This window comes from Xanthomonas sp. NCPPB 3200, assembly GCF_056393585.1.
On the sequence record NZ_CM150785.1, the window covers coordinates 3,989,436 to 4,011,311 of the forward strand.

Below are 21,876 nucleotides of genomic sequence, written 5' to 3' on the forward strand. Positions count from 1 at the left end.
CGTCAGCTACTGCGCCGTCGGAACAGCCATGCCGACACGCCCAGCATCACCATCGGCGGCAGCGCGTAGGCGATGCGGTAATCCAGCTTGAGTGCGCCGGCCATGCGGCCGAAGAACAGCTGCAGCAGCCAGAACCCCAGCGCGAACAGGATGCCCAGGAACAGCCGCTTGCCCAGGCCGCCGCTACGCAGCGAACCGAACGAGAACGGAATTGCCGCCAGGCACAGCGCCAGGACGTTGAGTGGATAGAACCAGCGGCTCCAGTACTGGTCTTCGTAGTCGCGCGCGTCCAGGCCGTTGCGGCGGCGATACTCGATGCTCTGTTCCAGATCGCGCGCGGACAGGTTGCGCGGCTTGGCCAGCCCGGCCGCCAGCGCCGCCGGGCTGAGCTGGGATTGCCACGGCAGCTCGGGGAAGGTTTCGCGCTGCACCGAGCGCTCCTGGAAGGTGTCGCGGCGCACCTGGCGCAGCGTCCAGGTTCCATTGCGGTTCTCGGCCAGTGCCGCATAGGTCAGCTGCTGCATGCGGCCGCTGGCATCGAGGTGGTACAGCCGCACATCGTGCAGGTCCAGCGCGGTGCCGCCGCCGTCGAGCAACTTTTCTTCGCCGCTGAGCGCGTTGAGGAAGGTATCGCCCTCACGCGCCCACAGGCCGGAATAGCGCGAGCCGGCCATGTTGCTGTTGTAGCGGGCGCTGGTCTTGAGGGTATCGGCCTGGTTCTGTGCCCACGGCCCCACCGTCTCGCCACTGATCACCATGGTGGCGGTCAGCAGCGCCATGGCCGCCACCACCGAGGCCGACATGCGCTTGCGCGACACGCCTAGCGCGCGCAGCGCGGTGAGCTCGGACGTTGCCGCCAGCTGGCCCAGGCCCATCAAGGCGCCGATCACCGCCGCGGTGGGAAACAAGGTGTAGGCCCGGCGCGGCACGGTATAGGCCACATAGGCCACCGCATGGCCAAAGCTGTAACTGCCCTGGCCGATGTTCTTGGCCTCACTGGCGAAGGCGTTGACCAGGTCCAGGCCCAGCAGCACCGCCCATGTCAGCAGCACGGTGAACAACACCGCGCGCCCGATGTACCAGTCATGCACCCGCGGCATCAGCCTCATGCGCGCACCCTCGGCCGACGCACGCGGCCATCGCGCGCATACGCCCAGATCGCCACCGCCAGCAGCGGCAGGGTCAGCCACCACAGACCGAGCGCGGCCGGCGTCTTGCCATTGGCGATCCACTGGGTGCCGACGATCATCAGATTGGTGCCCACCATGTAAGCCAGGAAGGCCAGCATGATCCGGCCATACCGCTGCTGCCGCGGCGCGCTGCGCGACAGCGGCAGGGTCAGCAGCGCGAAGGCCAGCGCCAGCAGCGGCGGCGCCAGGCGCTCATGCAGCTGCGCGCGCGCGGCCGGGCGCTGGTCCGACAGCAACTGCGTGGTCCACATCACTTCCGGGTCGTTGGCATCGTGCACCTGGGTCCGGTCGGGCAAGGCCACATCGTTGCTGGCGAACTTCATCAGGCGGTAGTCCAGGGTATTGCCGGCGGCCGGGCCTTCGATGCGGTAGCCGTCCTCCAGGCGCAGATAACGGTCGGCCTTGCCTTCGAAGAACATCGCGCCGCGGTCGGCGGTGACCACATCGATGCGGTCGTCCTTCTGGCGCTGCATGAAGACCTTGCCCAGGCCCTTGCCGTCGGCCGAGATCGTGGTCAGGTACACCACCCCGCCACCGGACAGCGGGGTGAACTTGCCCGACTCCAGGCCGGCCATCACGATGCTGCGGTTGGCGTCTTCCAGCATGGTCTCGGCGGTGCGGCTGGCCCAGGGGCCCAGCCACAGCGAGCACAGCCCGATCACCACCACCACCGGCACCACCAGCATCAGCATCGGCCGCAACATGCGCCGCGGGCCCACACCGATGGCGGTGATGACGGCCATTTCTGAATCGCGGTACAGCCGCGCCAGTGCCAATAAGAGCCCCAGCATCAGCGCCAGCGGCAGGATGATCGGCAGATACGCAACGAATTGCAGGCCCACCTGAGACAGCAGCAAGCGAGCAGGGATGCGGCCATCGGCGATATTGCCGAGGATATCCACCAGCACACCGCCGACGCTGACGACCAGCAGCACGATCAAGGTGGCCAGGAAGCTCTGGGTGAAATCGCTAAGCAGGTATCGATCGAGCTTCGGCATGGGGTGGGCTTGTTTTAAACTCTCGGATTCGTTCGCGGCGGCGCCAGCCTAGTCAGGTTGGCGTAAACAGCCCGCGATTGTACGGATTTGCCTACGGAATCTGATCAATGGCCCTGCAATTCACCCTGAACCAAGACGCGCCGGCAAGCGCCGCCGTCGACTGCATCGTGGTTGGCGTGTTCGCCGACAAGACCCTGTCGCCCGCCGCCCAGGCACTCGATAGCGCCAGCCAGGGCCGTCTGACGGCCCTGGTGGCACGTGGCGATGTGGCTGCCAAGACCGGCAGCACCAGCCTGCTGCACGACCTGCCCGGCGTCGCCGCCCCGCGCGTGCTGGTGGTCGGCCTGGGCGAGGCCGGCAAGTTCGGCGTGGCGCCGTACCTCAAGGCGATCGGCGACGCGACCCGCGCGCTGAAGACCGGCCCGGTCGGCACCGCCCTGCTCACCCTGACCGAATTGCCGGTCAAGGCGCGCGACAGCGCCTGGAACATCCGCCAGGCCATCATCGTCAGCGACCACGCCGCTTACCGTTACACCGCCACGCTGGGCAAGAAGAAGGTCGACGAGACCGGCCTGACCACGCTGGCGATCGCCGGCGACGACGCCCGCGCACTGGCCGTGGGCGTGGCCACCGCCGAGGGCGTGGAGTTCGCCCGCGAGCTGGGCAACCTGCCGCCGAACTACTGCACCCCGGCCTATCTGGCCGAGACCGCCGCGGCGTTCGCCGGCAAGTTCCCCGGCGCCGAGGCCGAGATCCTGGACGAGACGCAGATGGAGTCGCTCGGCATGGGCTCGCTGCTGTCTGTGGCGCGTGGCTCGGCCAACCGCCCGCGACTGATCGTGCTGAAGTGGAACGGCGGCGGCGACGCGCGTCCGTACGTGCTGGTCGGCAAGGGCATCACCTTCGACACCGGCGGCGTCAACCTCAAGACGCAGGGCGGCATCGAGGAAATGAAGTACGACATGTGCGGCGGCGCCAACGTCATCGGCACCTTCGTGGCCACCGTCAAGGCCGAGCTGCCGATCAACCTGGTGGTGGTGGTGCCGGCGGTGGAGAACGCCATCGACGGCAATGCCTACCGCCCCTCCGACGTGATCACCAGCATGTCCGGCAAGACCATCGAGGTCGGCAACACCGACGCCGAAGGCCGCCTGATCCTGTGCGATGCGCTGACCTACGCCGAGCGCTTCAACCCCGAAGCATTGGTGGACGTGGCCACGCTGACCGGCGCCTGCATGGTAGCGCTGGGCCACCAGACTGCCGGCCTGATGAGCAAGCACGACGACCTGGCCAACGAACTGCTGGCCGCCGGCGAGCACGTGTTCGACCGCGCCTGGCGCCTGCCGTTGTGGGACGAGTACCAGGGCCTGCTGGATTCCACCTTCGCCGACGTCTACAACATCGGCGGCCGCTGGGGCGGCGCGATCACCGCCGGCTGCTTCCTGTCGCGCTTCACCGAGAACCAGCGCTGGGCGCATCTGGACATCGCCGGCGTCGCCAGCGACGAAGGCAAGCGCGGCATGGCAACCGGCCGCCCGGTGGGGCTGCTGACCCAGTGGTTGCTTGATCGCGCCGAAGGTGGGAATTGAAAATCGGGAATAGGGAATCGTGAAAGCCCTTTCCTTTCAGGCACCGCCGCGACCTTCGAGGTCGCGGCGGTGCCGTGACCATTCCCAATTCTCCTCTCCCGATTCCCTGCCCTGATGCCCCGTGCCGATTTCTACCTGATCGCCAAACCGCGCTTCCTCAACGAACCGCTGCGGCTGGTCTGCGAGCTGGCGCGCAAGGCCAACGACGCCAACCTGTCCACGCTGATCCTGGCGCGCGACGCCGCGCAGGCCGAGGCACTGGACGACCTGCTGTGGGCATTCGACGACGAGGCCTACATCCCGCACCAGATTGCCGGCACCGACGAGGAAGACGAACTGGCGCCGGTGCTGATCGCCGCGCCGGAGTTCGATGCCCCCTCGCGCCCGCTGGTGATCAACCTGCGCGACGACCCCTACCTGGGCGCCTGCGACCGCGTACTGGAAGTCGTCCCGGCCGACCCCGCCGCCCGCGAACCGCTGCGCGAGCGCTGGAAGCAGTACAAGGCCCTGGGCCTGGAACTGACCAAATACGACATGTGAATCGGGAATGGGGAATCGAGAATTGAACGTCGACTGCCCCGTAGACCTTCACTTTTCAACACACCTGCTTTCCCCATTCCCTATTCTCGACTCTCCATTCCCCGCCTTATGACCACCCTCGCCTCCAGCTACGAACCCTCTTCCTTCGAATCGCGCCTGTACGCGCAGTGGGAGGCGGCCGGTTATTTCGTGCCGTCCGGCAAGGGTGAGCCGTATACCGTGCTGCTGCCGCCGCCGAATGTGACCGGGACGCTGCACATGGGCCATGCGTTCCAGCAGACACTGATGGACGCGTTGGTGCGTTATCACCGCATGCGCGGCTTCGATACGCTGTGGCAGGTGGGCACCGACCACGCCGGCATCGCCACCGAGATGGTGGTGTCGCGCAACCTGGCCCTGGAAGGCAACGGCGAAACACGCGACTCGCTGGGGCGCGAGGGCTTCATCGCCAAGGTGTGGGAATGGAAGGCCGAGTCCGGCGACACCATCGAGCGCCAGATGCGACGGCTGGGCACCTCCAGCGACTGGTCGCGCAGCACCTTCACCATGGACCCGCAGCCGTCGGCCGCGGTCAACGAAGCCTTCGTGCGCTGGTACGAGCAGGGCCTGATCTATCGCGGCCAGCGCCTGGTCAACTGGGACCCGGTGCTGAAGACCGCGATCTCCGACCTGGAAGTGGAAAACGTCGAAGAAGACGGCTTCCTGTGGTCGATCCGCTACTCGCTGGCCGACGGCGTGACCTACGAGCACGTCGAACACGATACCGACGGCGTCGAGACGCTGCGCGAAACCCGCGATTACCTGGTGGTCGCCACCACGCGCCCGGAAACAATGCTGGGCGACACCGCAGTGATGGTGCATCCGGAAGATCCGCGCTACGCCACGCTGCACAGCGCCCGCATCGTGCTGCCGCTGACCGGCCGGCAGGTGCCAGTGATCACCGACGATTATGTCGACCGCGCCTTCGGCACCGGCGTGGTCAAGGTCACGCCTGCGCATGACTTCAACGATTACCAGGTGGGCGTGCGACATGACCTGCCGCTGATCAATCTGTTCACCGTCACCGCCACCATCAACGAGAATGCGCCGGAGCGTTATCGCGGCCTGGATCGTTATGACGCACGCAAGCTGGTGCTGTCGGAACTGGAAGACCTGGGCGTATTGGTCGAAACCAAGCCACACAAGCTGCAGGTGCCGCGCGGCGATCGCACCGGCCAGGTGATCGAGCCCTATCTGACCGACCAGTGGTTCGTGAAGATGGACGCGCTGGCCAGGCGCGGCCTGGAGCTGGTCGAAAGCGGCCAGGTCAAATTCGTGCCGCCGAACTGGATCAACACCTATCGCCACTGGATGGAGAACATCCAGGACTGGTGCATCAGCCGTCAGCTGTGGTGGGGCCATCGCATCCCGGCGTGGTTCGACGAGGCAGGCAAGTGCTACGTCGGCCACGACGAAGCCGAGGTGCGCGCGAAACACGGCCTGGGTGCCGACGTCGCGCTGCACCAGGACAGTGACGTGCTGGAAACCTGGTTCTCCTCGCAACTGTGGCCGTTCTCCACGCTGGGCTGGCCGGATGCGAACGCGATGGCCGAGCGCGGCTTCGAGCGCTACCTGCCGTCGTCGGTGCTGGTCACCGGTTTCGACATCATCTTCTTCTGGGTGGCGCGCATGATCATGGCCACCGACAGCTTCACCGGCCAGGTGCCGTTCCGCGATGTCTACATCACCGGCCTGATCCGCGATGCGCAGGGCCAGAAGATGTCCAAGTCCAAGGGCAACGTGCTCGATCCGCTGGACATCATCGACGGCATCAGCATCGAAGACCTGGTGGCCAAGCGCACCAACGGGCTGATGCAGCCGCGCATGGCCGAGAAGATCGAAAAGGCCACGCGCAAGGAATTCCCGGACGGCATCATCGCCCACGGTGCAGACGCGCTGCGCTTCACCATCGCCGCACTCGCCACGCACGGCCGCGACATCAAGTTCGATCTCGGCCGCGCCGAAGGCTACAAGAATTTCTGCAACAAGCTGTGGAATGCCACGCGCTTTGTGTTGATGAATACCGAGGGCGCGCGCTTTGCCGGCGTGCCGCAGCCGCGCACCGAAGCCGAGCAATGGATTCTGGCGCGCCTGGACAAGGTCACTGCCGAAACCCACGCGCACTACGCCAACTACCGCTTCGATCTGCTCGCGCAATCGCTGTACGAGTTCGCCTGGAATGCGTTCTGCGACTGGTTCGTCGAACTGGCCAAGCCCGCGCTCAACGGCCAGGACAGCGAAGCTGCCGCCAGCACGCGGCACACCCTGCTCTACGTACTCGAAGCGTTATTGCGCCTGCTGCACCCGCTTACCCCATTCGTCACCGAAGAACTGTGGCAGCAGGTCGCACCGCGCCTGGGCATCACCGCCGCCACGATCTCGTTGCAGGCATTTCCGCAGGCAGGCGATATCGATACCGCCAGCTACGCCGGTGCAGAGGCCGATGTCGAATGGCTGAAGTCGATGGTGTCGGCCCTGCGCCGTGTGCGCAGCGAGTTGAACGTACCGCCGTCCAAGCAGGTACGCCTGCTGCTGCAGGCCGGCACTGCCGACGATCGCACCCGTATTGGCCGCTTTGCCTCGCAGCTGTCGTTCCTGCTCAAGCTCGAAGCGATCGACTGGCTGGAGGCCGGCCAGGACACCCCGCCGTCGGCCACGGCCATTGTCGGTGAGCTGACCCTGCTGGTGCCGTTGGAAGGCCTGGTCGACATGGATGCCGAACGCACGCGCCTGGACAAGGAAATCAAGCGCGTGGAAGCCGAGATCGGCAAGTGCAATGGCAAGCTGGGCAACGCCACCTTCGTGCAGAACGCACCGGCCGTGGTGGTCGAACAGGAGCGTGCGCGCCTGAACGACTGGACCACGCAGCTGACCGGCCTGCGCGAGCAACGCGCCAAGATCTAACGCCGCCAAAACGCACAACGCCCGCAGTGTTGCGGGCGTTGCGGGAACAGATGCAACGCTGCATGCGTTGCATGTGGCAGACGCCGCCTTACAGTTTGCCTGCGCCGGCTTTTGCCTTGACGTCCGCAGCGACCTTGTCGGCCGACAGCAGGCTATAGGTGTACGGCGGGGTCCAACCGATGTTGCTATTCCACGAGCAGGTCAGTGCCTTGCCGTTGAGCAGCGAGCCCTGGTCGCGGTACACGCTGCCGCCGTAATCGGCCGCAATCTTGTCGCAGCTGCTCACCCCACTGATGTCGAACACGTTGCGCTCGGAGAAGATCTTGGACTCCTTGCCCACGCCGTGCGCGTGCGAGAACGGGTAGACCTTATTGCTGGTGCTGCCGACGTGGTAGTTGTTGTACAGGTGCACCTGGCCGAAGCGCACCCGCGGCGCGCGTGCGGAAATGTTCTCGAACAAGGTGTTGTGGATGGTCACCTTGAGCTTGCCGCTGTCGGTGCTGGAGGCGCTGTCGCTGGAGCCGATCAGGTCGTTCTTCTCGTGCGACTTGAACGCCGAGTAGGAAATGGTGACGAAGTTGGCGCCCTTCTTGACGTCCATCGCACCGTCGTGATGCTGCTTGGGGCGTCCGTTGGCGGTGCCGTTCTGATCGTCGGTACGGCGACCGTCTGTGAAGGTGACATGGTCCACCCACACATTGGTCGCACCCTCGACCGTGAGGCCGTCGTACTCGGAATTCCAGTTGCCGGCACTGCCGTCATCCGGGTCCCAGACCGGCTCCGGATCCCATGGATTTTCGATGGTGATGTTGCGGATGATGACGTCGTTGGCCTTGACGTAGAAATAGCCTTCGCGAATTTCCGCGTTGCTGGTGATGCCGATCAGCGTGGTCTTGGTCGGGATGTCCAGCCGCGCGCGGCTCTTCATATCCGAGGTCGTGGTGTACGGTTTGCCCTCACTGACATCGATGATGCCGCTGATCTTGATGATGCGCCCGTTGCTGCCCACGCTGGCTTTCAGCGCGCTCTTCAGCTCGGCGGCAGTCTTGACCGTGTAGATGTTGGCAGCGGCCGCCTTGGAGCCGCCCTTGGTTCCCCCGTTCTGGGTTGCCCAACCAGTGGTTGCAACTTCCAGTGCAGGATCGGCGCAGGCAACGCCAACGACCAGCAACGACCCGACAAACAGCGACGCGGCGGCCGCCGTTGAAAATTTCGGCTTCATCTTGATGTCTCCCTCGAATGGGTTCGATGCGCCGCGCGGCGGCACACCCCTCGTCTAGCAGGCGCGGAACATACTTTTCATCTCTGTAATGTTCAGTTCCGCGACGCCGATACTAGGAGCATCGCAATGGCTTGTATCTAGCCGATGCATCGATGTGCACGCGCAGTCACGCAAACGGTTGCGGGACACGCAAGAGAAGACAAAACGCTGTAATCAAGACACGTGGAGACAATCGCGAGGACACTGCAGTGCAGCATGATCTGCAGCGCAGTACAGACGGGCGCGGGTCCAGCACGGTGTGCCACCACGCTCACAGACCTGCATGTTTTTTTGACGCGCACAGCGGCCGCAATGCGCTCTAGCGCCTTCTAGCGGCATCTCGCATGCGAGGACGCAACTGGTCACGTCACCGAAAAGAGAAAATACAAGATGGCGAAAGAATCACCATGATGTGTGCGAGCACGTCATGCCAGATGGCGGCGCGCGAGCAGCCGACGCACGCGGTGCGTCAGGAACGATGTGCGCCTTGCTGCGATCGATTGCAGTGACGCGCAAGGGCGTTGCTCACGGCATCGGCGATTGCCTGTTTACCCGATCGTCTGCTGTAACGACGAAGCCGCAGCTGCCGTGAGACAGCGCAGTACCGGCGCAATTTTTCGCCCGCGACGCAAGCGCCGGGCGGAATATCTGCGGGTCGTCAGGCCCCTGACCAAGGCAAACGCGCGGCGCCTGTCAGGTGAGTGGCTGACAGTGCCAGCCGGACGTGCCCGAACGCTCCCATCAGCAACCGCCGATACCGCTCAGGAAAACCCCTCGAAGGACAACTCGATCGCCATCACCAACGCATCTTCGCGGCCGGTGTTGGAGGGGTAGTAGCGTGGGCGCCGCCCGATTTCATTGAAGCCTTCGGAGTGATACAGCGCAATCGCCGACGGGTTGGACGGGCGCACTTCCAGAAACGCCCGCCGCGCGCCGCGATCGCAGGCGCCCTTGATCAGCGCGCGCAACAGCACCCGGCCATGCCCCTGGGATTGCGCCTCCGGTGCGATGCAGACATTGAGCACGTGCGCTTCGTCGGCGGCGATGCTGATCACCCCGTAGCCAATGACCTGCCCGCCCTGCTCCATCACCCAGCCCGGATAGCCGGCCTGCAGGCAGTCGCGAAAGATGCTGCGCGTCCACGGAAACGGATAGGCGCGGTGTTCGATCTCCATCACCACATCCAGATCGCTCTCGCGCATGGCGCGTAGCGAGGTGGGCAGCGGCACGTTCAAGGCGCTCATGCCGGATCCCGACGCCGCCGCAGCGCACGCAGTTGCGGCCACAGCGCGCGCTTGGCCGCCGGGTTGCCGCGCAACTCGGCCAGCGGCCAGGATGCCATCAAGGCCTGGGTATTCGGATCGCCTGGATTGCAGCCGGAGGCGCGCAGCAATGCCATCTGCAGGCGATCGGGCATGCCGACCCGGCTGCGCCGCTGCGGCGCTGCCGATGGCGCAGTCGTGACCGCAGACGGCGCGTCGGCCGGCGCAGCGGGTGCGCTGCGCCGGACCACAGGCGGTGCCGCGGGTGGCGGCATCGATGGCGCGCGCTCCACGCGTGACGGTGCAGCCGCCGCCGGCGCATGCTCGCTCGTCTCGTCAGGTGCCGCCGCGTCCACGGCGTCGCGGTCCAGATACACGGTGTGCCCCAACGCCTGCAGATACGACACCTGCAGATCGGACCACATCGGCTCGGAGGCCAATTGACTCATGGCAACTCGGGCGTGCGCCGCCAGCGCCGCCACAGCCACATCACCGGGCCGGACAGCGCATACAGCACGCCGATCACCAGCAGCGAACGGGCCAGATCGATCACCAGCAACGCGATCACCACCGTGGCGATCGCCAGCGCCAGGAACGGCACACGGTCGGCGCGCGGACCACGCGCGCCGCCCTTGAAACTCCAGAACCGGATCCGGCTGACCATCAGCAAGGCCGCCACCACGGTGACCGCCAGCGCCAGGTAACGCAGCTGCTCGCCGTCGAAGCCCAGGCTATCGTCGGCAAAGGCCCAGACGAAGGACATCATCAGGCCGGCGGCCGCCGGGCTGGCCAGGCCGATGAACCAGCGCTTGTCGACCACGCCGACCTGCGTGTTGAAGCGCGCCAGCCGCAGCGCCGCGCAGGCCGCATACAGAAAGGCGGCCGACCAGCCGACCCGACCCATCACGTTGCTGTCGTACTTCAATGCCGACAGCGACCAGTGGTACATCACCAACGCCGGGGCCATGCCGAAGCTGACCAGGTCGGCCAGCGAGTCGTACTGCACGCCGAATTCGCTGCTGGTATTGGTCAGGCGCGCGACCCGGCCGTCCAGCCCGTCCATCACCGCGGCCACGAACACCGCCATGGCGGCCTGGACGAATTGCCCATTGGCGGCGGCGATGATGGCGTAGAAACCGGAAAACAGCCCGGCGGTGGTGAACAGGTTCGGCAGCAGGTAAATCGTGCGCGAGCGCGGGGGCGGTCTCATCTCATCCATCCGGCAAGTGTAGGGCCTGAGGTCCGTCCGGCGGTAGCGCGCCTGTGCGCCTGCAGCGTCACTTGCCAGCGCGGGCCGCGGATGCTGCAATCGCCGCGGGAATCATCCAGGGGAAGCCACATGCACCTGTCGTCCGGGCTTTGCGCCCTGCTGATGCTGGCCAGCGCCGCCGCCGGCGCGACCGATCTGTATAAATGGAAGGACGCCAGGGGCGTCACCCACTACACCGAAACCCCGCCACCGGCCGGCCAGCGCTACGAAGCGCGCCGGATCGATGCGCGCAGCGGCACCGCCGCCATCGCCGCGCCGGAAACCACCACGCCCGAATCGGCCGACTGCCTGACCGCGCGCCGCAACCTGGAACTGCTCAGCGGCAAGGGCGAGGTCACCATGGGCGCCGGCGCCGACGGCAAGCCCGGCACCCCGCTGGACCCGGACGCGCGCGCGGCGCAGCGCAATCTCGCCGAGGCGGCCGCCAAGGCCTATTGCAAGCCGGCAGCGAGCGGCAATCCGGCCACCTGAGCCGGCCCGGGACCGGCCACATACCGGTCCCGGCATCCGGCCGATCGGCCGGTGCCCCTGACCGGCAGGGCGCGAGACTGGCAAACTATGGGCTTTCCGCCCAAGCGAAGCCCGATGCGTCTTTCCCAGTTCCACCTGCACACCACCAAGGAAACCCCGGCCGACGCCGAGCTGGTCAGCCACCGTCTGATGCTGCGCGCGGGCATGATCCGCAAGCTGGCCTCCGGGCTGTACACCTGGTCGCCACTGGGTCTGCGCGTGCTGCGCAAGGTCGAGGCCATCGTGCGCGAGGAAATGAACCGCGCCGGGGCGGTGGAAGTGCTGTTCCCCACCATCCAGCCGCGCGAGCTGTGGGACGCCACCGGCCGTTGGGAGAAGTTCGGCGGGCAGTTGCTCAAGATCAAGGATCGCAAGGAGCAGGAGTTCTGCTACAGCCCGACCGCCGAAGAGGCCGCGGCCGAATTCGCGCGCCAGGAGATCAACAGCTACAAGCAGCTGCCGCTGAACTTCTACCAGATCCAGACCAAGTTCCGCGATGAGATCCGCCCGCGCTTCGGGGTGATGCGCGCGCGCGAATTCCTGATGAAGGATGCCTATTCCTTCCATCTCACCGATGCCGACATGGCGCGCGAATACGACAACATGCGCGCGGCCTATACCCGCATCTTCACCCGGTTGGGGCTGGAATTCCGCGCCGTGCAGGCCGACTCCGGCGCCATCGGCGGCGACGCCTCGCAGGAATTCCACGTCATCGCCGCCTCCGGCGAGGACTCGCTGGCGTTCTCCACCGGCTCCGATTACGCCGCCAACGTGGAAACCGCCAGCGCCGCCCTGCCCGCCCCGCGCGCTGCGGCTGGCGAGGCAATGCGCCAGGTCGCAACGCCCACCCAGAAGACCTGCGAAGACGTCGCCCAGTTGCTGGGCATCGCGCTGCAGCGCACGGTCAAGTCGGTGGCGGTGATGACCGAAGCCGGCTTCGTGCTGGTGCTGGTGCGCGGCGATCATGCCGTCAACGAGATCAAGCTTGGCAAGGTCGCCGGCCTGGCTGGTTACCGCCTGGCCAACGAAACCGAAATCCGCGACCACCTCGGCTGCGAGCCGGGCTTTCTGGGTCCGGTCAATACCGCCCGCCCGGTGCGCGTGGTGGCAGATCGCGATGTCGCGGCGCTGGCCGATTTCGTGGTCGGCGCCAATGTGCCCGGCGCGCACCTGGTGGGCGTCAACTGGGGCCGCGATCTGCCGGAACCGGAAACCGTTGCCGATGTGCGCAACGTCATCGACGGCGAACGCGCGGCCGACGGCGGCGAGCTGCGGCTGGCCCGCGGCATCGAGGTGGGGCATGTGTTCCAGCTCGGCAGCCAGTATGCGCAGGCATTGCAGGCCACCGTGATCGACGAGAACGGCAAGCCCGCAGTGATGAAGATGGGCTGCTACGGCATCGGCATATCGCGCATCGTGGCTGCGGCGATCGAGCAGAATCACGACGATGCCGGCATCGTCTGGCCCGCGCCGATGGCACCGTGGCAGGTGGTGGTCTGCATCATCAACCCCAAGCAGGATGCGCAGGTGGTTGCCGCCGCTCAGGCATTGCTGGACGAATTACTTGCCGCAGGCATTGAAGCGGCGCTGGACGATCGCGGCCTGCGCCCGGGTGCGATGTTTGCCGATATGGAACTACTGGGCATTCCGCATCGGGTGGTGGTCTCCGAACGCGGATTGGCCGCCGGTACCTTTGAATATCGTGCCCGTACTGCGGAAGCAGCAGAAAACCTGGATAAGGCCGGATTATTCTCCCGCCTGGGTCGTTGATCAAATCACCCGAAACTACTTCGATTAGATGAACACAATGCGCCGGAGTATTTCGGCGCATTTGTCACCCGGGTTTTCTGACATTATGATGGCCAGCGCTGCCACGGACCGGCATTCTTTTCTCTCTCATCTTCCGGAGTAGTGATGTCGATCGATCTTAGCGGCCTGTCGGCCAAGCAATTGGGTGCCCTGATCAAAAACGCGAAAAAGCAGCAGACCGTGGTTGCCAAGCGCGCCCCGATTGCCAAGGTCCGCACGCAGCTGACCCGCGCGGCAAAAGCCCAGGGTTATTCCATCGAAGAATTGTTTGGCGCCAGCGCCGGTGCGGGCCGTTCGGCTGCCGCTGCCAAGCCGGGTCCGCGCGCCGGCCGCAAGCTGGGCAAGGTTGCGCCGAAATATCGCAACCCCGCCAATCCCCAGGAAGCCTGGACCGGCCGCGGCAAGCAGCCGCGCTGGCTGGCCGAACTGACCGCCGCCGGCAAGAAGGTCGAAGACTTTCTGATCAGCAAGGTCAGCGCCAAGAAGACCCCGGCCAAGAAGACCGCGCCGCGCAAAGCCGCCACCAAGCGCGCGACCAAGAAGCCCAAGGCGGCTTGATTGTTACCAATAAAAAACGCCGGCACTGCCGGCGTTTTTTATTGCGCGTTTTCTGCCGGTCATAAATTCTTGCGGGCCGGAATCAACAGATTGCCGAACAGCAATCCGGCCATCAAGGCCATCACGATATTGGTCACCGCCAATAGCGCGGCCTGCCCCACACTGACATCCTGTTGCTGTATCAGGGTCAGAAAGCCGCGCAGGCTGACACTGCCCGGAACCAGCATGATGATGCCGGGCAAACGGATCAATGCCCCGGGTTTTTGTATCACCCGCCCGAACAGATTACCGGCGGCGGTCAATGCCATGGCCGATGCAAAGACACCGGCCGGACCGCCCCAGGCGTGCCCGGCATAACGCGCGATGACATACCCGGACATGGCCGCCGCCATGATCCATAAATAATCGCGTCGATTGGCCTTGAACAACACCGCAAACGCATAAGCGGCCACCAGCAGCGAGGCCCATTCCACCCAGCCGGCCTGCGGGCGCAATGCGGCCACCTGCGGGTGCAGGCCGAGCACCTGGGTCAGCGTCACCGCGATCACTGCACCGACGGTGAGCTTGAGCACCGTGGTCACCGCACCGGCCAGCCGCGCCGTGCCCGAGACCCAGTGCTGGCTGGCCAGTTCGTTGAAGGCATTGGTCAACGACATGCCGGGCAGCAGCACCACCAGCGAGGCGATGATCACCGTGTTGAGGTTCAGTGGCCCGACCAGCGACGCCACCACTGCGGCCACCACCCCGGCCAGCAGGCCGGCCAGCGCCTCGCCGGCTTCCTTGGTCGCCGGCCGCCTGTCGGTGTATTGGGTCAGCAGGCCGATCGACATGCCGATCGCGCCGGCGGTGGCGATGTCCAGCCAGGGCAGTTTCCACAGCCCTGCCACGCCGGCGGCGGCCAGCCCGAATGCCAGCACCTGCATGGTCTTGCCGCGCCGATCGACCTCGCGGTCCAGCCGCCGCAGCGCGGTGTGGCCCTGCGCGATGCTCATGCGCCCGTTGGCCACGCCGTCGGCCACGTAATCGGCCACGCTGAGCTTGTAAAGGTCGTTCTCGCCCGGGGCCAGCCGGATCACCCGGGTGATGTCGCTGGAGCCGATGGCCTTGGTCGGGTCGCTGAAGCTCAAAATGATCCCGGTGGGATTGGACCAGGGCTCGCAGTCCAGGCCCAGCTTGTGCGACAGCCCGACCACGGCGGCCTCCAGACGCTGCGCCGTGGTGCCGTAGGAATGCAGGCGTCCGGCGATTTCCGAAACAAAGGCGACGCGCTGGGCATAGGTGGCGCTGGCGGACGGTTGGACGACGGTGGCAGCGGACATGCGTGGCGGGTCGGATCGGAGAAACGCCGTCTGGCGAGACCGTCAGTGTATGCCGCAGCGCACCTGGCCGGCGCGCCGATTGTCTGTGCCGGGACCGCAGCGGCGAAGCGTCCCCATCATTCGCTCACGCCGGGCGCGGTATGCTGGCGCCACGGACAGGCCACCCATGATCAAAGCGCAACCTCCACGCATCGAACAAGACTCGCAGGATCACGCACAGGTCCGCCTTGCTGGCAGTTGGGTCCTGGCGACCGCGTTGCCCCAGGCCGAGCTGCTGCAGGCCGTGCCCGAAGGGATCCGGCGCATCGACGCGCGCGGCATCGGGCAACTGGACTCGGCCGGGGTGCTGCAGCTGCTGCGCTTCGCCAGCCGCATGGGCCTGAAGGAAGACGCGATCGACTTCCGCGATGAGCACCAGGCGCTGGTGTGCACCATCGAGGAACTCAACGACGAACGCCCCAAGCCCAAACGCGACTACGGCTTCGTCGCCGCGCTGGACCGTCTGGGCCGCACCACCCACGGCGTCGGCCAGGGCATTCTGGAGCTGAATAGCTTTCTCGGCGAGAACCTGGTCAAGATCGCGCGGCTGATCCACGAGCCGCGGCGCTTCCGCCTGACCTCCACCGTGCACCACATGGAGCAGGTCGGCCTGGATGCGGTGCCGCTGGTGGTGCTGCTGTCGTATCTGGTCGGCGCGGTGATCGCATTCCTGGGCTCGACCATCCTGCGCGACTTCGGCGCGGAGATTTACGTGGTGGAGCTGGTGTCGATCGCCTTCCTGCGCGAATTCGCGGTGCTGCTGACCGCCATCGTGCTGGCCGGGCGCACCGCCAGCGCGTTTACCGCGCAGATCGGTGCGATGAAATCGCGCGAGGAAGTGGACGCGATCCGCACCCTGGGCCTGGACCCGATCGACCTGCTGGTGATCCCGCGCCTGCTCGCGCTGATCTTCACCCTGCCGCTGCTGACCTTCATCGCGATGATCGCCGGCCTGGCCGGTGGCGTCACCGTGGGCGCATTCGATCTGGATATCCCGCCGCAGATGTACCTGGCGCGCATGCACGACACCATCCAGCTGCGGCATTTCCTGGTCGGCCTATCCAAGGCGCCGCTGTTTGCGCTGGTGATCGGCCTGATCGGCTGCCTGGAAGGCCTGAAGGTCAGCGGCACCGCGCAGTCGGTTGGCGAACGCACCACCTCCTCGGTGGTGCAGACGATTTCCTTGGTCATCATCCTCGACGCGGTCGCCGCGCTGTGGTTCATGAAGATGGGGTGGTGATGAGGCTGGGATTCGACATTCGGGATTCGGAATTCGTGCAAGGCAGGAGCGCAGCTGGCGCCCTGACACTCGGGAGAACTGTGCTGTGACCAATCCCGAATCCCAAATCCCCAATCTCGGCACAGAGACCGACGCCGACGACGACCAGCTGGCGATTTCGGTGCGCGGGCTGACCAATCGCTTCGGCAGCCAGGTCGTGCATGAGGACCTGGACTTGGACGTACGTCGCGGCGAGATCCTGGGCGTGGTCGGCGGCTCGGGCACCGGCAAGTCGGTGCTGATGCGCAGCATCCTGGGCCTGCGCGAGCCCGACGCCGGCAGCATCCAGGTGTTGGGTGCGGACGCACGCTCGGGCCGTTTCGCCGACCGCCAGCACATCACCCGCAATACCGGGGTGCTGTTTCAGGACGGCGCGCTGTTCTCGTCGATGACCGTCGGCGAAAACGTGCAGGTCCCGCTGAAGGAACATCACGGCGAGTTTCCCGAGCGCTGGTATTTCGAGCTGGCGCTGCTGAAGATCAAGCTGGCCGGCCTGCCGGCCGATGCGCTGGACAAGCTGCCCTCGCAATTGTCCGGCGGCATGCGCAAGCGCGCCGGCCTGGCGCGGGCGCTGGCGCTGGATCCGCCGCTGCTGTTTCTGGACGAGCCCACCGCCGGGCTGGACCCGATCGGCGCGGCCGCCTTCGACCGGTTGATCCGCACCCTGCAACAGGCGCTGGGCCTGACCGTGTTCCTGATCACGCATGACCTGGATACGCTGTACGCCATCTGCGACCGCATCGCGGTGCTGGCCGATCGCAAGGTGATCGCCAACGCGCCGCTGGCCGAAGTCGAGCAGATCGACCACCCCTGGATCCAGGAATATTTCCACGGTCCGCGCGCCCGCGCCGCGCGCGCGGCCAAGACCGACTCCACCGAGACCGCCTGAGCATGGAAACCAAAGCCAATTACGTCCTGATCGGCGCCTTCACCATCGTGGCGGGCCTGGCCCTGCTGCTGTTCGGGCTATGGGCTGCGAAATACTCCTCCGACCGTACCTGGCAGCAATACCGGGTGGTGTTCCGCGAGGCGGTGACCGGCCTGTCGGTCGGCAGCCCGGTGCAATACAACGGCATCGCGGTCGGCTCGATCACCGAGCTGACGCTGGCGCCGAACGACCCGCGCCAGGTGGTCGCGCACGTGCGGGTGAACTCCACCACGCCGATCAAGAGCGATACCCGCGCCAAGCTGGCCATCACCAGCCTGACCGGCCCGTCGATCATCCAGCTCTCCGGCGGCACGCCCGAGGCACCGTCGCTGACCACCATCGACAAGAGCGATGCGCCGATCATCCAGACCACGCCGTCGGCATTGCAGAACATCACCGACACCGCCAACCGCATCGTCGAGCGCATGGACCAGATGCTCTCGGACAAGAACGTGGCCAGCATCACCGCCACCTTGCAGAATCTGGAAAAGATCAGTGGTGGCATCGCCGACCGCGACGAAGGCATGCAGGCGCTGATCGTCAGCGCGCGCGATGCCGCACGCAATCTGGACACCACCCTGACCACCACCAATGGCACCATCAAGCGGCTGGACCAGAATCTGGTGCAGCAGCTGCCGGGCATCCTGGAAAAGCTCGACGCTACCCTGGTCAAGCTGGATTCGGCAGCCGGCAACGCCGACAACATCCTTGGCGAGAACCGCGCGGCCATCAATAGTTTTGCCAACGACGGACTGGGCCAGCTCGGGCCCACGCTGACCGAATTGCGCGGCCTGATCCGCGACCTGCGCCGGGTCAGCGACAAACTGGACAACAACCCTGCGCGCTACCTGCTCGGCCGCGACGCACCCAAGGAGTTCGAACCGAAATGACTGCCATGCGCCTGTTGCGTCCCATGTTGTGCGTCTCGTTGCTGGCGCTGGGCGGCTGCTCGGTGTTGACCGGCGGCGATAAGAAGCCGGCCACCATCTACGCACCTAACGTGCGGATTGCGCCGAACCCGTCCTGGCCGCAGGTGAGCTGGCAGCTGTCGGTGTCCAAGCCCAGCGCCGCGCGGGTGATCGACAGCCCGCGCATCAACGTGCGCCCGACCCCGGGCGAGTTGCAGGTCTATCACGGCGCAGGCTGGGCGCAGCCGGCCACCGATATGCTGGAAGACAGCGTGGTCCGCGCGTTCGAGGACTCCGGCAAGATCGCCGCCGTCGCCCGTATCGGCACCGGCATCCGCTCCGACTACAAACTGGCGATCGACCTGCGCCGCTTCGAGTCCGATTACGCCGGCCAGTCGCTGCCCTCGGCCACCATCGAACTCAATGCCAAACTGCTGCACGCTGCCGATCAGCGCGTAGTGGCCTCGCGCACCTTCCTGGTCGCACGCCCGTCCAGCGGCACCGACACGGCTGCCGTGGCAGCGGCATTCGAACAGGCGATGACGCAGGTCACCACCGAACTGGTCGGCTGGACCTTGGTCACCGGCCAGCAGGACAGCCAGAGCCTGCCGCGTCCGCTGTAAGCGCAGGCGACAGATCTTAGAGCGGTTAACAAAGCACTTCACGCCGGTCTACCGCGGGGCGGCTGATCTGCGGCCTGGCTGCAGGGCCCTTGCCCGCCCACCATCGCGGGACACGCCGCAAGTACGTCCATGTAGGCTCTTCTGCGGCATCCATGCCGCAGAAGGTCCCGCGACGGTGGGCGGGCAAGGACCAGTCGAGATGATCGGTGTGCATGGCTTTCAACAAAGCAGCCAACAAACTGTCTGGTGCGGTGTCCTCACCGATTGCGGGACCGTGTGGCGGCATGGATGCCGCCACCGAGCCCCCAGGGACGGGTTCACAGCGTGTCCCGCGAGCGGTGAGGGCACCGCGCCCTCGACCCACTCAGCGTTTGACTCGCACTGCTGACTACATCCCCCCAGATGTGGACAACAAAACCACTGCACTCACTGCCAGTCAAGCGCTCGCTACGCTTCGTTAGCCGCTCTTATGGCGGGGACACGCGCGGCGCAATCTGGCGAAAGGTCAGATTGATGCGCTCGCCGATGGGCTTTGTGGTGCGCGGCAATGCATGCTTGTAGTGGCGCTGGGTCTCGCCTGCCATCAGCAGCAGATCGCCGTGCCCCAATTCCAGCGTCTGCTTCAACGCAGCATCGTCGCGATGCTTGAATGCAAAGCGCCGCGTCGCGCCCAGGCTTACCGAGGCGATTAACGGTCGCGCCCCCAACTCCGGCTCGTCGTCGCTATGCCAGCCCATCGCATCGTTGCCGCTGCGGTAACGGTTGGCCAGCACGCTGTTGAACGGCGCCCCGGTCTCGGCCAGCAGGCGCGTGCGTAGAGGCTGCAATACCTCCAGCCACGGCTGCGGCGCGAACTGCGTGCCCGAGTAGCGATAGCTGGCGTCCGCATCGCCCATCCAGCTGCTCAGACGCGGCGAATCCACCGTCCGCCCGAACATGCGGATGCGATGCACCTCCCACTGCACCTGCGTCAGCAGCGCCTGCAGCAGCGCATCGGCCTGCGCGCGCGGCAACCAGCCGCGACACCAGGCGATCTCCGCTTGCGGCAATGCCACCCGAATCTTCATGCATCAAACGCTAGCACGCGCCCACTGAGTGGAGGCTGCGCGGCGCGGATGAATCGATCCGATTTGCCGCCGTCACATCGAATCCCGGAAAATGCGCGGCAGCCATCGAGCCAACGGGAGCGGAGCAATGTCGGAAGCAGGAGTCGGCGCAAATGCGCCAGAGACGGTCGAGCGCGACGTGATGGAGTACGACGTCGTCACCGTCGGCGCCGGTCCGGCCGGGCTGGCCTTTGCGATCCGGCTCAAGCAGCTCGATCCGGCCATCAGCGTCTGCGTGATCGAAAAATCCAGCACCATCGGTGCGCATATCCTGTCCGGCGCGGTGATCGAGCCGGGCCCGCTGGATGCCTTGCTGCCGGGCTGGCGCGACAACCCGCCGCCGATCTGCGTGGCTGCCACCGACGACGAATTCTGGTTTCTCGGCAAGGACAGCGCGCGCAAGTTCCCGGTGGTGCCGCCAGGCATGCGCAACCACGGCAATTTCATCGTCAGCCTGGGCGCAATGTGCGCCTGGCTGGCGCCGCAGGCCGAAGCGCTGGGTGTGGAGATCTACCCCGGCTTTGCCGCCGCCGAAACCCTGCACGACGACAACGGCCAGGTCATCGGCGTGCGTATCGGCGACATGGGCGTGGCCAAGGACGGTTCGCACAAGCCCGGTTACACCGCCGGCATCGATATCCGTGCCAAGGTCACCGTGCTGGCCGAAGGCGCGCGCGGGCATCTGACCAAGCGCCTGCTCAAACGCTTCGACCTCACCGCCGATGCCGACCCGCAGGGCTATTCGATCGGCATCAAGGAGCTGTGGCAGGTACCGGAGGGGCGCGTCAGTCCCGGCAAGATCGTGCACACGCTAGGCTGGCCGGCCGACAACCGCACCTACGGCGGCAGCTTCCTGTATCACCTGGACAACAACCAGATCGCGCTCGGTTACGTGAGCGGGCTGGACTACAGCGACCCGAAGTACCAGCCGTGGGAAGCTTTCCAGCAATGGAAGAACCACGCGCTGATCAAGCCATTGCTGGAAGGCGGCAGCATCCTCTCGGCCGGCGCGCGCGCCATCGTCACCGGCGGCTGGCAATCGCTGCCGAAGGTGGAAATGCCCGGTGCCCTGCTGATCGGCGACACCGCCGGCCTGCTCAACGTGCCCAAGATCAAGGGCACCCATCAGGCGATTCGCAGCGGCATGCTGGCCGCCGAACATCTGGTGCAATCGCGGCTGGCGCCGCAAGGCTTCGACGCGAAACTGCGCGCGTCCGATGCGATGGCCGAGTTGAAGCAGGTGCGCAACATCAAGCCCGGTTTCAAGAAGGGCCTGTGGTTCGGCCTGCTCAATGCCGCCTGGGAAACCGCGCTCAAGGGCGCCTCGCCATGGACGCTGAAGAACAAACCCGACTGGTCGGCATTGCACAAGATCGGCGACTACGAGCAACCCAACCGCGACTACGGCACGCGCGAGCTCGCCCCGCGCGACCGCCTGCAGGCGGTCTACTTCGCCGCCACCGAGCACGACGAAGACCAGCCCGTGCATCTGAAGGTGCTGGACACCGACGTCTGCGCCACCCGCTGCGTGCAGGAGTACGACAACCCCTGCACCCGCTTCTGCCCGGCCAACGTCTACGAAATGATCGCAGACACCGGCAGCCCCTCCGGCAAGCGCCTGCAGATCAACGCCGCCAACTGCGTGCACTGCAAGACCTGCGACATCAAGGACCCGTACGAGATCATCACCTGGGTCACCCCGGAGGGTGGTTCGGGCCCGAACTACCAGAATCTGTGAGTCATC

19 protein-coding genes are annotated in these 21,876 nt (G+C 65.8%); 11 read left to right on the plus strand and 8 right to left on the minus strand.

Features of this window, described 5'->3' with window-relative positions:
- Positions 1 to 2: 2 nt before the first annotated feature.
- The gene (lptG, locus tag AC06DU_RS17080) at positions 3 to 1,109 is read right to left on the minus strand and encodes an LPS export ABC transporter permease LptG (protein WP_104570688.1); all 1,107 of its coding nucleotides are present in this window, start codon (positions 1,107 to 1,109) and stop codon (positions 3 to 5) included.
- On the minus strand, positions 1,106 to 2,188 hold the full coding sequence (gene lptF, locus AC06DU_RS17085) for an LPS export ABC transporter permease LptF (RefSeq protein WP_024939128.1): 1,083 nt from the start codon (positions 2,186 to 2,188) through the stop codon (positions 1,106 to 1,108). Before lptF ends, lptG begins: the two co-directional genes overlap by 4 nt.
- A 107-nt stretch (positions 2,189 to 2,295) precedes the next feature.
- Between lptF and AC06DU_RS17090 the strand changes: the two genes are divergently transcribed.
- The 3 genes from AC06DU_RS17090 (at position 2,296) to AC06DU_RS17100 (ending at position 7,260) form a co-directional block, all read left to right on the plus strand.
- Positions 2,296 to 3,777, plus strand: coding sequence for a leucyl aminopeptidase (locus tag AC06DU_RS17090; protein ID WP_065048770.1), 1,482 nt, complete (start codon positions 2,296 to 2,298; stop codon positions 3,775 to 3,777).
- A 114-nt stretch (positions 3,778 to 3,891) separates the two neighbouring features.
- Positions 3,892 to 4,317: a DNA polymerase III subunit chi gene (locus tag AC06DU_RS17095; RefSeq protein ID WP_016902887.1), complete on the plus strand. Its 426-nt coding sequence runs from the start codon at positions 3,892 to 3,894 to the stop codon at positions 4,315 to 4,317.
- A gap of 108 nt (positions 4,318 to 4,425) precedes the next feature.
- On the plus strand, positions 4,426 to 7,260 hold the full coding sequence (locus tag AC06DU_RS17100; RefSeq protein ID WP_478202893.1) for a valine--tRNA ligase: 2,835 nt from the start codon (positions 4,426 to 4,428) through the stop codon (positions 7,258 to 7,260).
- A gap of 88 nt (positions 7,261 to 7,348) precedes the next feature.
- On the opposite strand, the gene AC06DU_RS17105 is transcribed toward AC06DU_RS17100, so the two are convergent.
- The 4 genes from AC06DU_RS17105 to pssA all read right to left on the minus strand — a co-directional run bounded on the left by AC06DU_RS17105 (position 7,349) and on the right by pssA (position 11,002).
- Positions 7,349 to 8,482, minus strand: a complete 1,134-nt coding sequence (locus AC06DU_RS17105) for a pectate lyase family protein (RefSeq protein ID WP_024939132.1) — start codon at positions 8,480 to 8,482, stop codon at positions 7,349 to 7,351.
- Positions 8,483 to 9,282: 800 nt separating this feature from the next.
- Positions 9,283 to 9,765, minus strand: a complete 483-nt coding sequence (gene rimI / locus AC06DU_RS17110; RefSeq protein WP_024939133.1) for a ribosomal protein S18-alanine N-acetyltransferase — start codon at positions 9,763 to 9,765, stop codon at positions 9,283 to 9,285.
- Positions 9,762 to 10,232: an alanine acetyltransferase gene (locus AC06DU_RS17115; RefSeq protein ID WP_046344356.1), complete on the minus strand. Its 471-nt coding sequence runs from the start codon at positions 10,230 to 10,232 to the stop codon at positions 9,762 to 9,764. Before AC06DU_RS17115 ends, rimI begins: the two co-directional genes overlap by 4 nt.
- A complete protein-coding gene (pssA, locus tag AC06DU_RS17120) occupies positions 10,229 to 11,002 on the minus strand; it encodes a CDP-diacylglycerol--serine O-phosphatidyltransferase (RefSeq protein ID WP_016902892.1) in 774 nt (257 codons plus the stop codon). The genes AC06DU_RS17115 and pssA overlap by 4 nt, the downstream gene beginning before the upstream one ends.
- A gap of 120 nt (positions 11,003 to 11,122) precedes the next feature.
- On the opposite strand from pssA, the gene AC06DU_RS17125 reads away from it, so the two are divergent.
- From AC06DU_RS17125 to AC06DU_RS17135, 3 genes are all read left to right on the plus strand, one after another.
- A complete protein-coding gene (locus AC06DU_RS17125; protein WP_104626241.1) occupies positions 11,123 to 11,524 on the plus strand; it encodes a DUF4124 domain-containing protein in 402 nt (133 codons plus the stop codon).
- Positions 11,525 to 11,638: 114 nt separating this feature from the next.
- Positions 11,639 to 13,333 carry a proline--tRNA ligase gene (locus AC06DU_RS17130; RefSeq protein ID WP_024939136.1) on the plus strand — a complete coding sequence of 565 codons (1,695 nt, stop codon included), beginning with the start codon at positions 11,639 to 11,641 and terminating at the stop codon, positions 13,331 to 13,333.
- Between the two features lie 144 nt (positions 13,334 to 13,477).
- Positions 13,478 to 13,930 carry an H-NS histone family protein gene (locus AC06DU_RS17135; protein ID WP_478202894.1) on the plus strand — a complete coding sequence of 151 codons (453 nt, stop codon included), beginning with the start codon at positions 13,478 to 13,480 and terminating at the stop codon, positions 13,928 to 13,930.
- Positions 13,931 to 13,989: 59 nt separating this feature from the next.
- Here AC06DU_RS17135 and AC06DU_RS17140 read toward each other — a convergent pair whose 3' ends face one another.
- Positions 13,990 to 15,249, minus strand: coding sequence for a threonine/serine exporter family protein (locus tag AC06DU_RS17140; protein ID WP_024938335.1), 1,260 nt, complete (start codon positions 15,247 to 15,249; stop codon positions 13,990 to 13,992).
- A 49-nt stretch (positions 15,250 to 15,298) separates the two neighbouring features.
- Here AC06DU_RS17140 and AC06DU_RS17145 point away from each other — a divergent pair, with 49 nt between their 5' ends.
- The 4 genes from AC06DU_RS17145 to AC06DU_RS17160 all read left to right on the plus strand — a co-directional run bounded on the left by AC06DU_RS17145 (position 15,299) and on the right by AC06DU_RS17160 (position 19,026).
- Entirely contained in the window at positions 15,299 to 16,528 is a 1,230-nt protein-coding gene (locus AC06DU_RS17145; protein ID WP_372358572.1) for an MlaE family ABC transporter permease, read from the plus strand.
- Positions 16,529 to 16,613: 85 nt separating this feature from the next.
- Positions 16,614 to 17,456, plus strand: coding sequence for an ABC transporter ATP-binding protein (locus AC06DU_RS17150; RefSeq protein ID WP_102255873.1), 843 nt, complete (start codon positions 16,614 to 16,616; stop codon positions 17,454 to 17,456).
- A gap of 2 nt (positions 17,457 to 17,458) precedes the next feature.
- Positions 17,459 to 18,385: an MlaD family protein gene (locus AC06DU_RS17155; RefSeq protein ID WP_011035876.1), complete on the plus strand. Its 927-nt coding sequence runs from the start codon at positions 17,459 to 17,461 to the stop codon at positions 18,383 to 18,385.
- Positions 18,382 to 19,026 (plus strand): ABC-type transport auxiliary lipoprotein family protein, encoded by a 645-nt coding sequence (locus tag AC06DU_RS17160; protein WP_054592898.1) that lies wholly within the window; start codon positions 18,382 to 18,384, stop codon positions 19,024 to 19,026. Before AC06DU_RS17155 ends, AC06DU_RS17160 begins: the two co-directional genes overlap by 4 nt.
- Before the next feature lie 467 nt (positions 19,027 to 19,493).
- On the opposite strand, the gene AC06DU_RS17165 is transcribed toward AC06DU_RS17160, so the two are convergent.
- Positions 19,494 to 20,093: an alpha-ketoglutarate-dependent dioxygenase AlkB family protein gene (locus tag AC06DU_RS17165; protein WP_024938339.1), complete on the minus strand. Its 600-nt coding sequence runs from the start codon at positions 20,091 to 20,093 to the stop codon at positions 19,494 to 19,496.
- Positions 20,094 to 20,220: 127 nt separating this feature from the next.
- On the opposite strand from AC06DU_RS17165, the gene AC06DU_RS17170 reads away from it, so the two are divergent.
- A complete protein-coding gene (locus AC06DU_RS17170; RefSeq protein ID WP_478202895.1) occupies positions 20,221 to 21,870 on the plus strand; it encodes an electron transfer flavoprotein-ubiquinone oxidoreductase in 1,650 nt (549 codons plus the stop codon).
- The last annotated feature ends 6 nt before the right edge of the window (positions 21,871 to 21,876 follow it).

What these genes read in the sequence shown, in the direction of transcription:
- lptG (WP_104570688.1), bottom strand. Translation starts at nt 1,109, where the DNA reads ATGAGGCTGATGCCGCGGGTGCATGACTGGTACATCGGGCGCGCGGTG.
- AC06DU_RS17155 (WP_011035876.1), top strand. Translation starts at nt 17,459, where the DNA reads ATGGAAACCAAAGCCAATTACGTCCTGATCGGCGCCTTCACCATCGTG.
- AC06DU_RS17160 (WP_054592898.1), top strand. Translation starts at nt 18,382, where the DNA reads ATGACTGCCATGCGCCTGTTGCGTCCCATGTTGTGCGTCTCGTTGCTG.
- AC06DU_RS17115 (WP_046344356.1), bottom strand. Translation starts at nt 10,232, where the DNA reads ATGAGTCAATTGGCCTCCGAGCCGATGTGGTCCGATCTGCAGGTGTCG.
- AC06DU_RS17090 (WP_065048770.1), top strand. Translation starts at nt 2,296, where the DNA reads ATGGCCCTGCAATTCACCCTGAACCAAGACGCGCCGGCAAGCGCCGCC.
- AC06DU_RS17130 (WP_024939136.1), top strand. Translation starts at nt 11,639, where the DNA reads ATGCGTCTTTCCCAGTTCCACCTGCACACCACCAAGGAAACCCCGGCC.
- AC06DU_RS17100 (WP_478202893.1), top strand. Translation starts at nt 4,426, where the DNA reads ATGACCACCCTCGCCTCCAGCTACGAACCCTCTTCCTTCGAATCGCGC.
- AC06DU_RS17170 (WP_478202895.1), top strand. Translation starts at nt 20,221, where the DNA reads ATGTCGGAAGCAGGAGTCGGCGCAAATGCGCCAGAGACGGTCGAGCGC.
- AC06DU_RS17165 (WP_024938339.1), bottom strand. Translation starts at nt 20,093, where the DNA reads ATGAAGATTCGGGTGGCATTGCCGCAAGCGGAGATCGCCTGGTGTCGC.
- AC06DU_RS17140 (WP_024938335.1), bottom strand. Translation starts at nt 15,249, where the DNA reads ATGTCCGCTGCCACCGTCGTCCAACCGTCCGCCAGCGCCACCTATGCC.
- AC06DU_RS17145 (WP_372358572.1), top strand. Translation starts at nt 15,299, where the DNA reads ATGCCGCAGCGCACCTGGCCGGCGCGCCGATTGTCTGTGCCGGGACCG.
- rimI (WP_024939133.1), bottom strand. Translation starts at nt 9,765, where the DNA reads ATGAGCGCCTTGAACGTGCCGCTGCCCACCTCGCTACGCGCCATGCGC.
- pssA (WP_016902892.1), bottom strand. Translation starts at nt 11,002, where the DNA reads ATGGATGAGATGAGACCGCCCCCGCGCTCGCGCACGATTTACCTGCTG.
- AC06DU_RS17135 (WP_478202894.1), top strand. Translation starts at nt 13,478, where the DNA reads ATGTCGATCGATCTTAGCGGCCTGTCGGCCAAGCAATTGGGTGCCCTG.
- lptF (WP_024939128.1), bottom strand. Translation starts at nt 2,188, where the DNA reads ATGCCGAAGCTCGATCGATACCTGCTTAGCGATTTCACCCAGAGCTTC.
- AC06DU_RS17125 (WP_104626241.1), top strand. Translation starts at nt 11,123, where the DNA reads ATGCACCTGTCGTCCGGGCTTTGCGCCCTGCTGATGCTGGCCAGCGCC.
- AC06DU_RS17105 (WP_024939132.1), bottom strand. Translation starts at nt 8,482, where the DNA reads ATGAAGCCGAAATTTTCAACGGCGGCCGCCGCGTCGCTGTTTGTCGGG.
- AC06DU_RS17095 (WP_016902887.1), top strand. Translation starts at nt 3,892, where the DNA reads ATGCCCCGTGCCGATTTCTACCTGATCGCCAAACCGCGCTTCCTCAAC.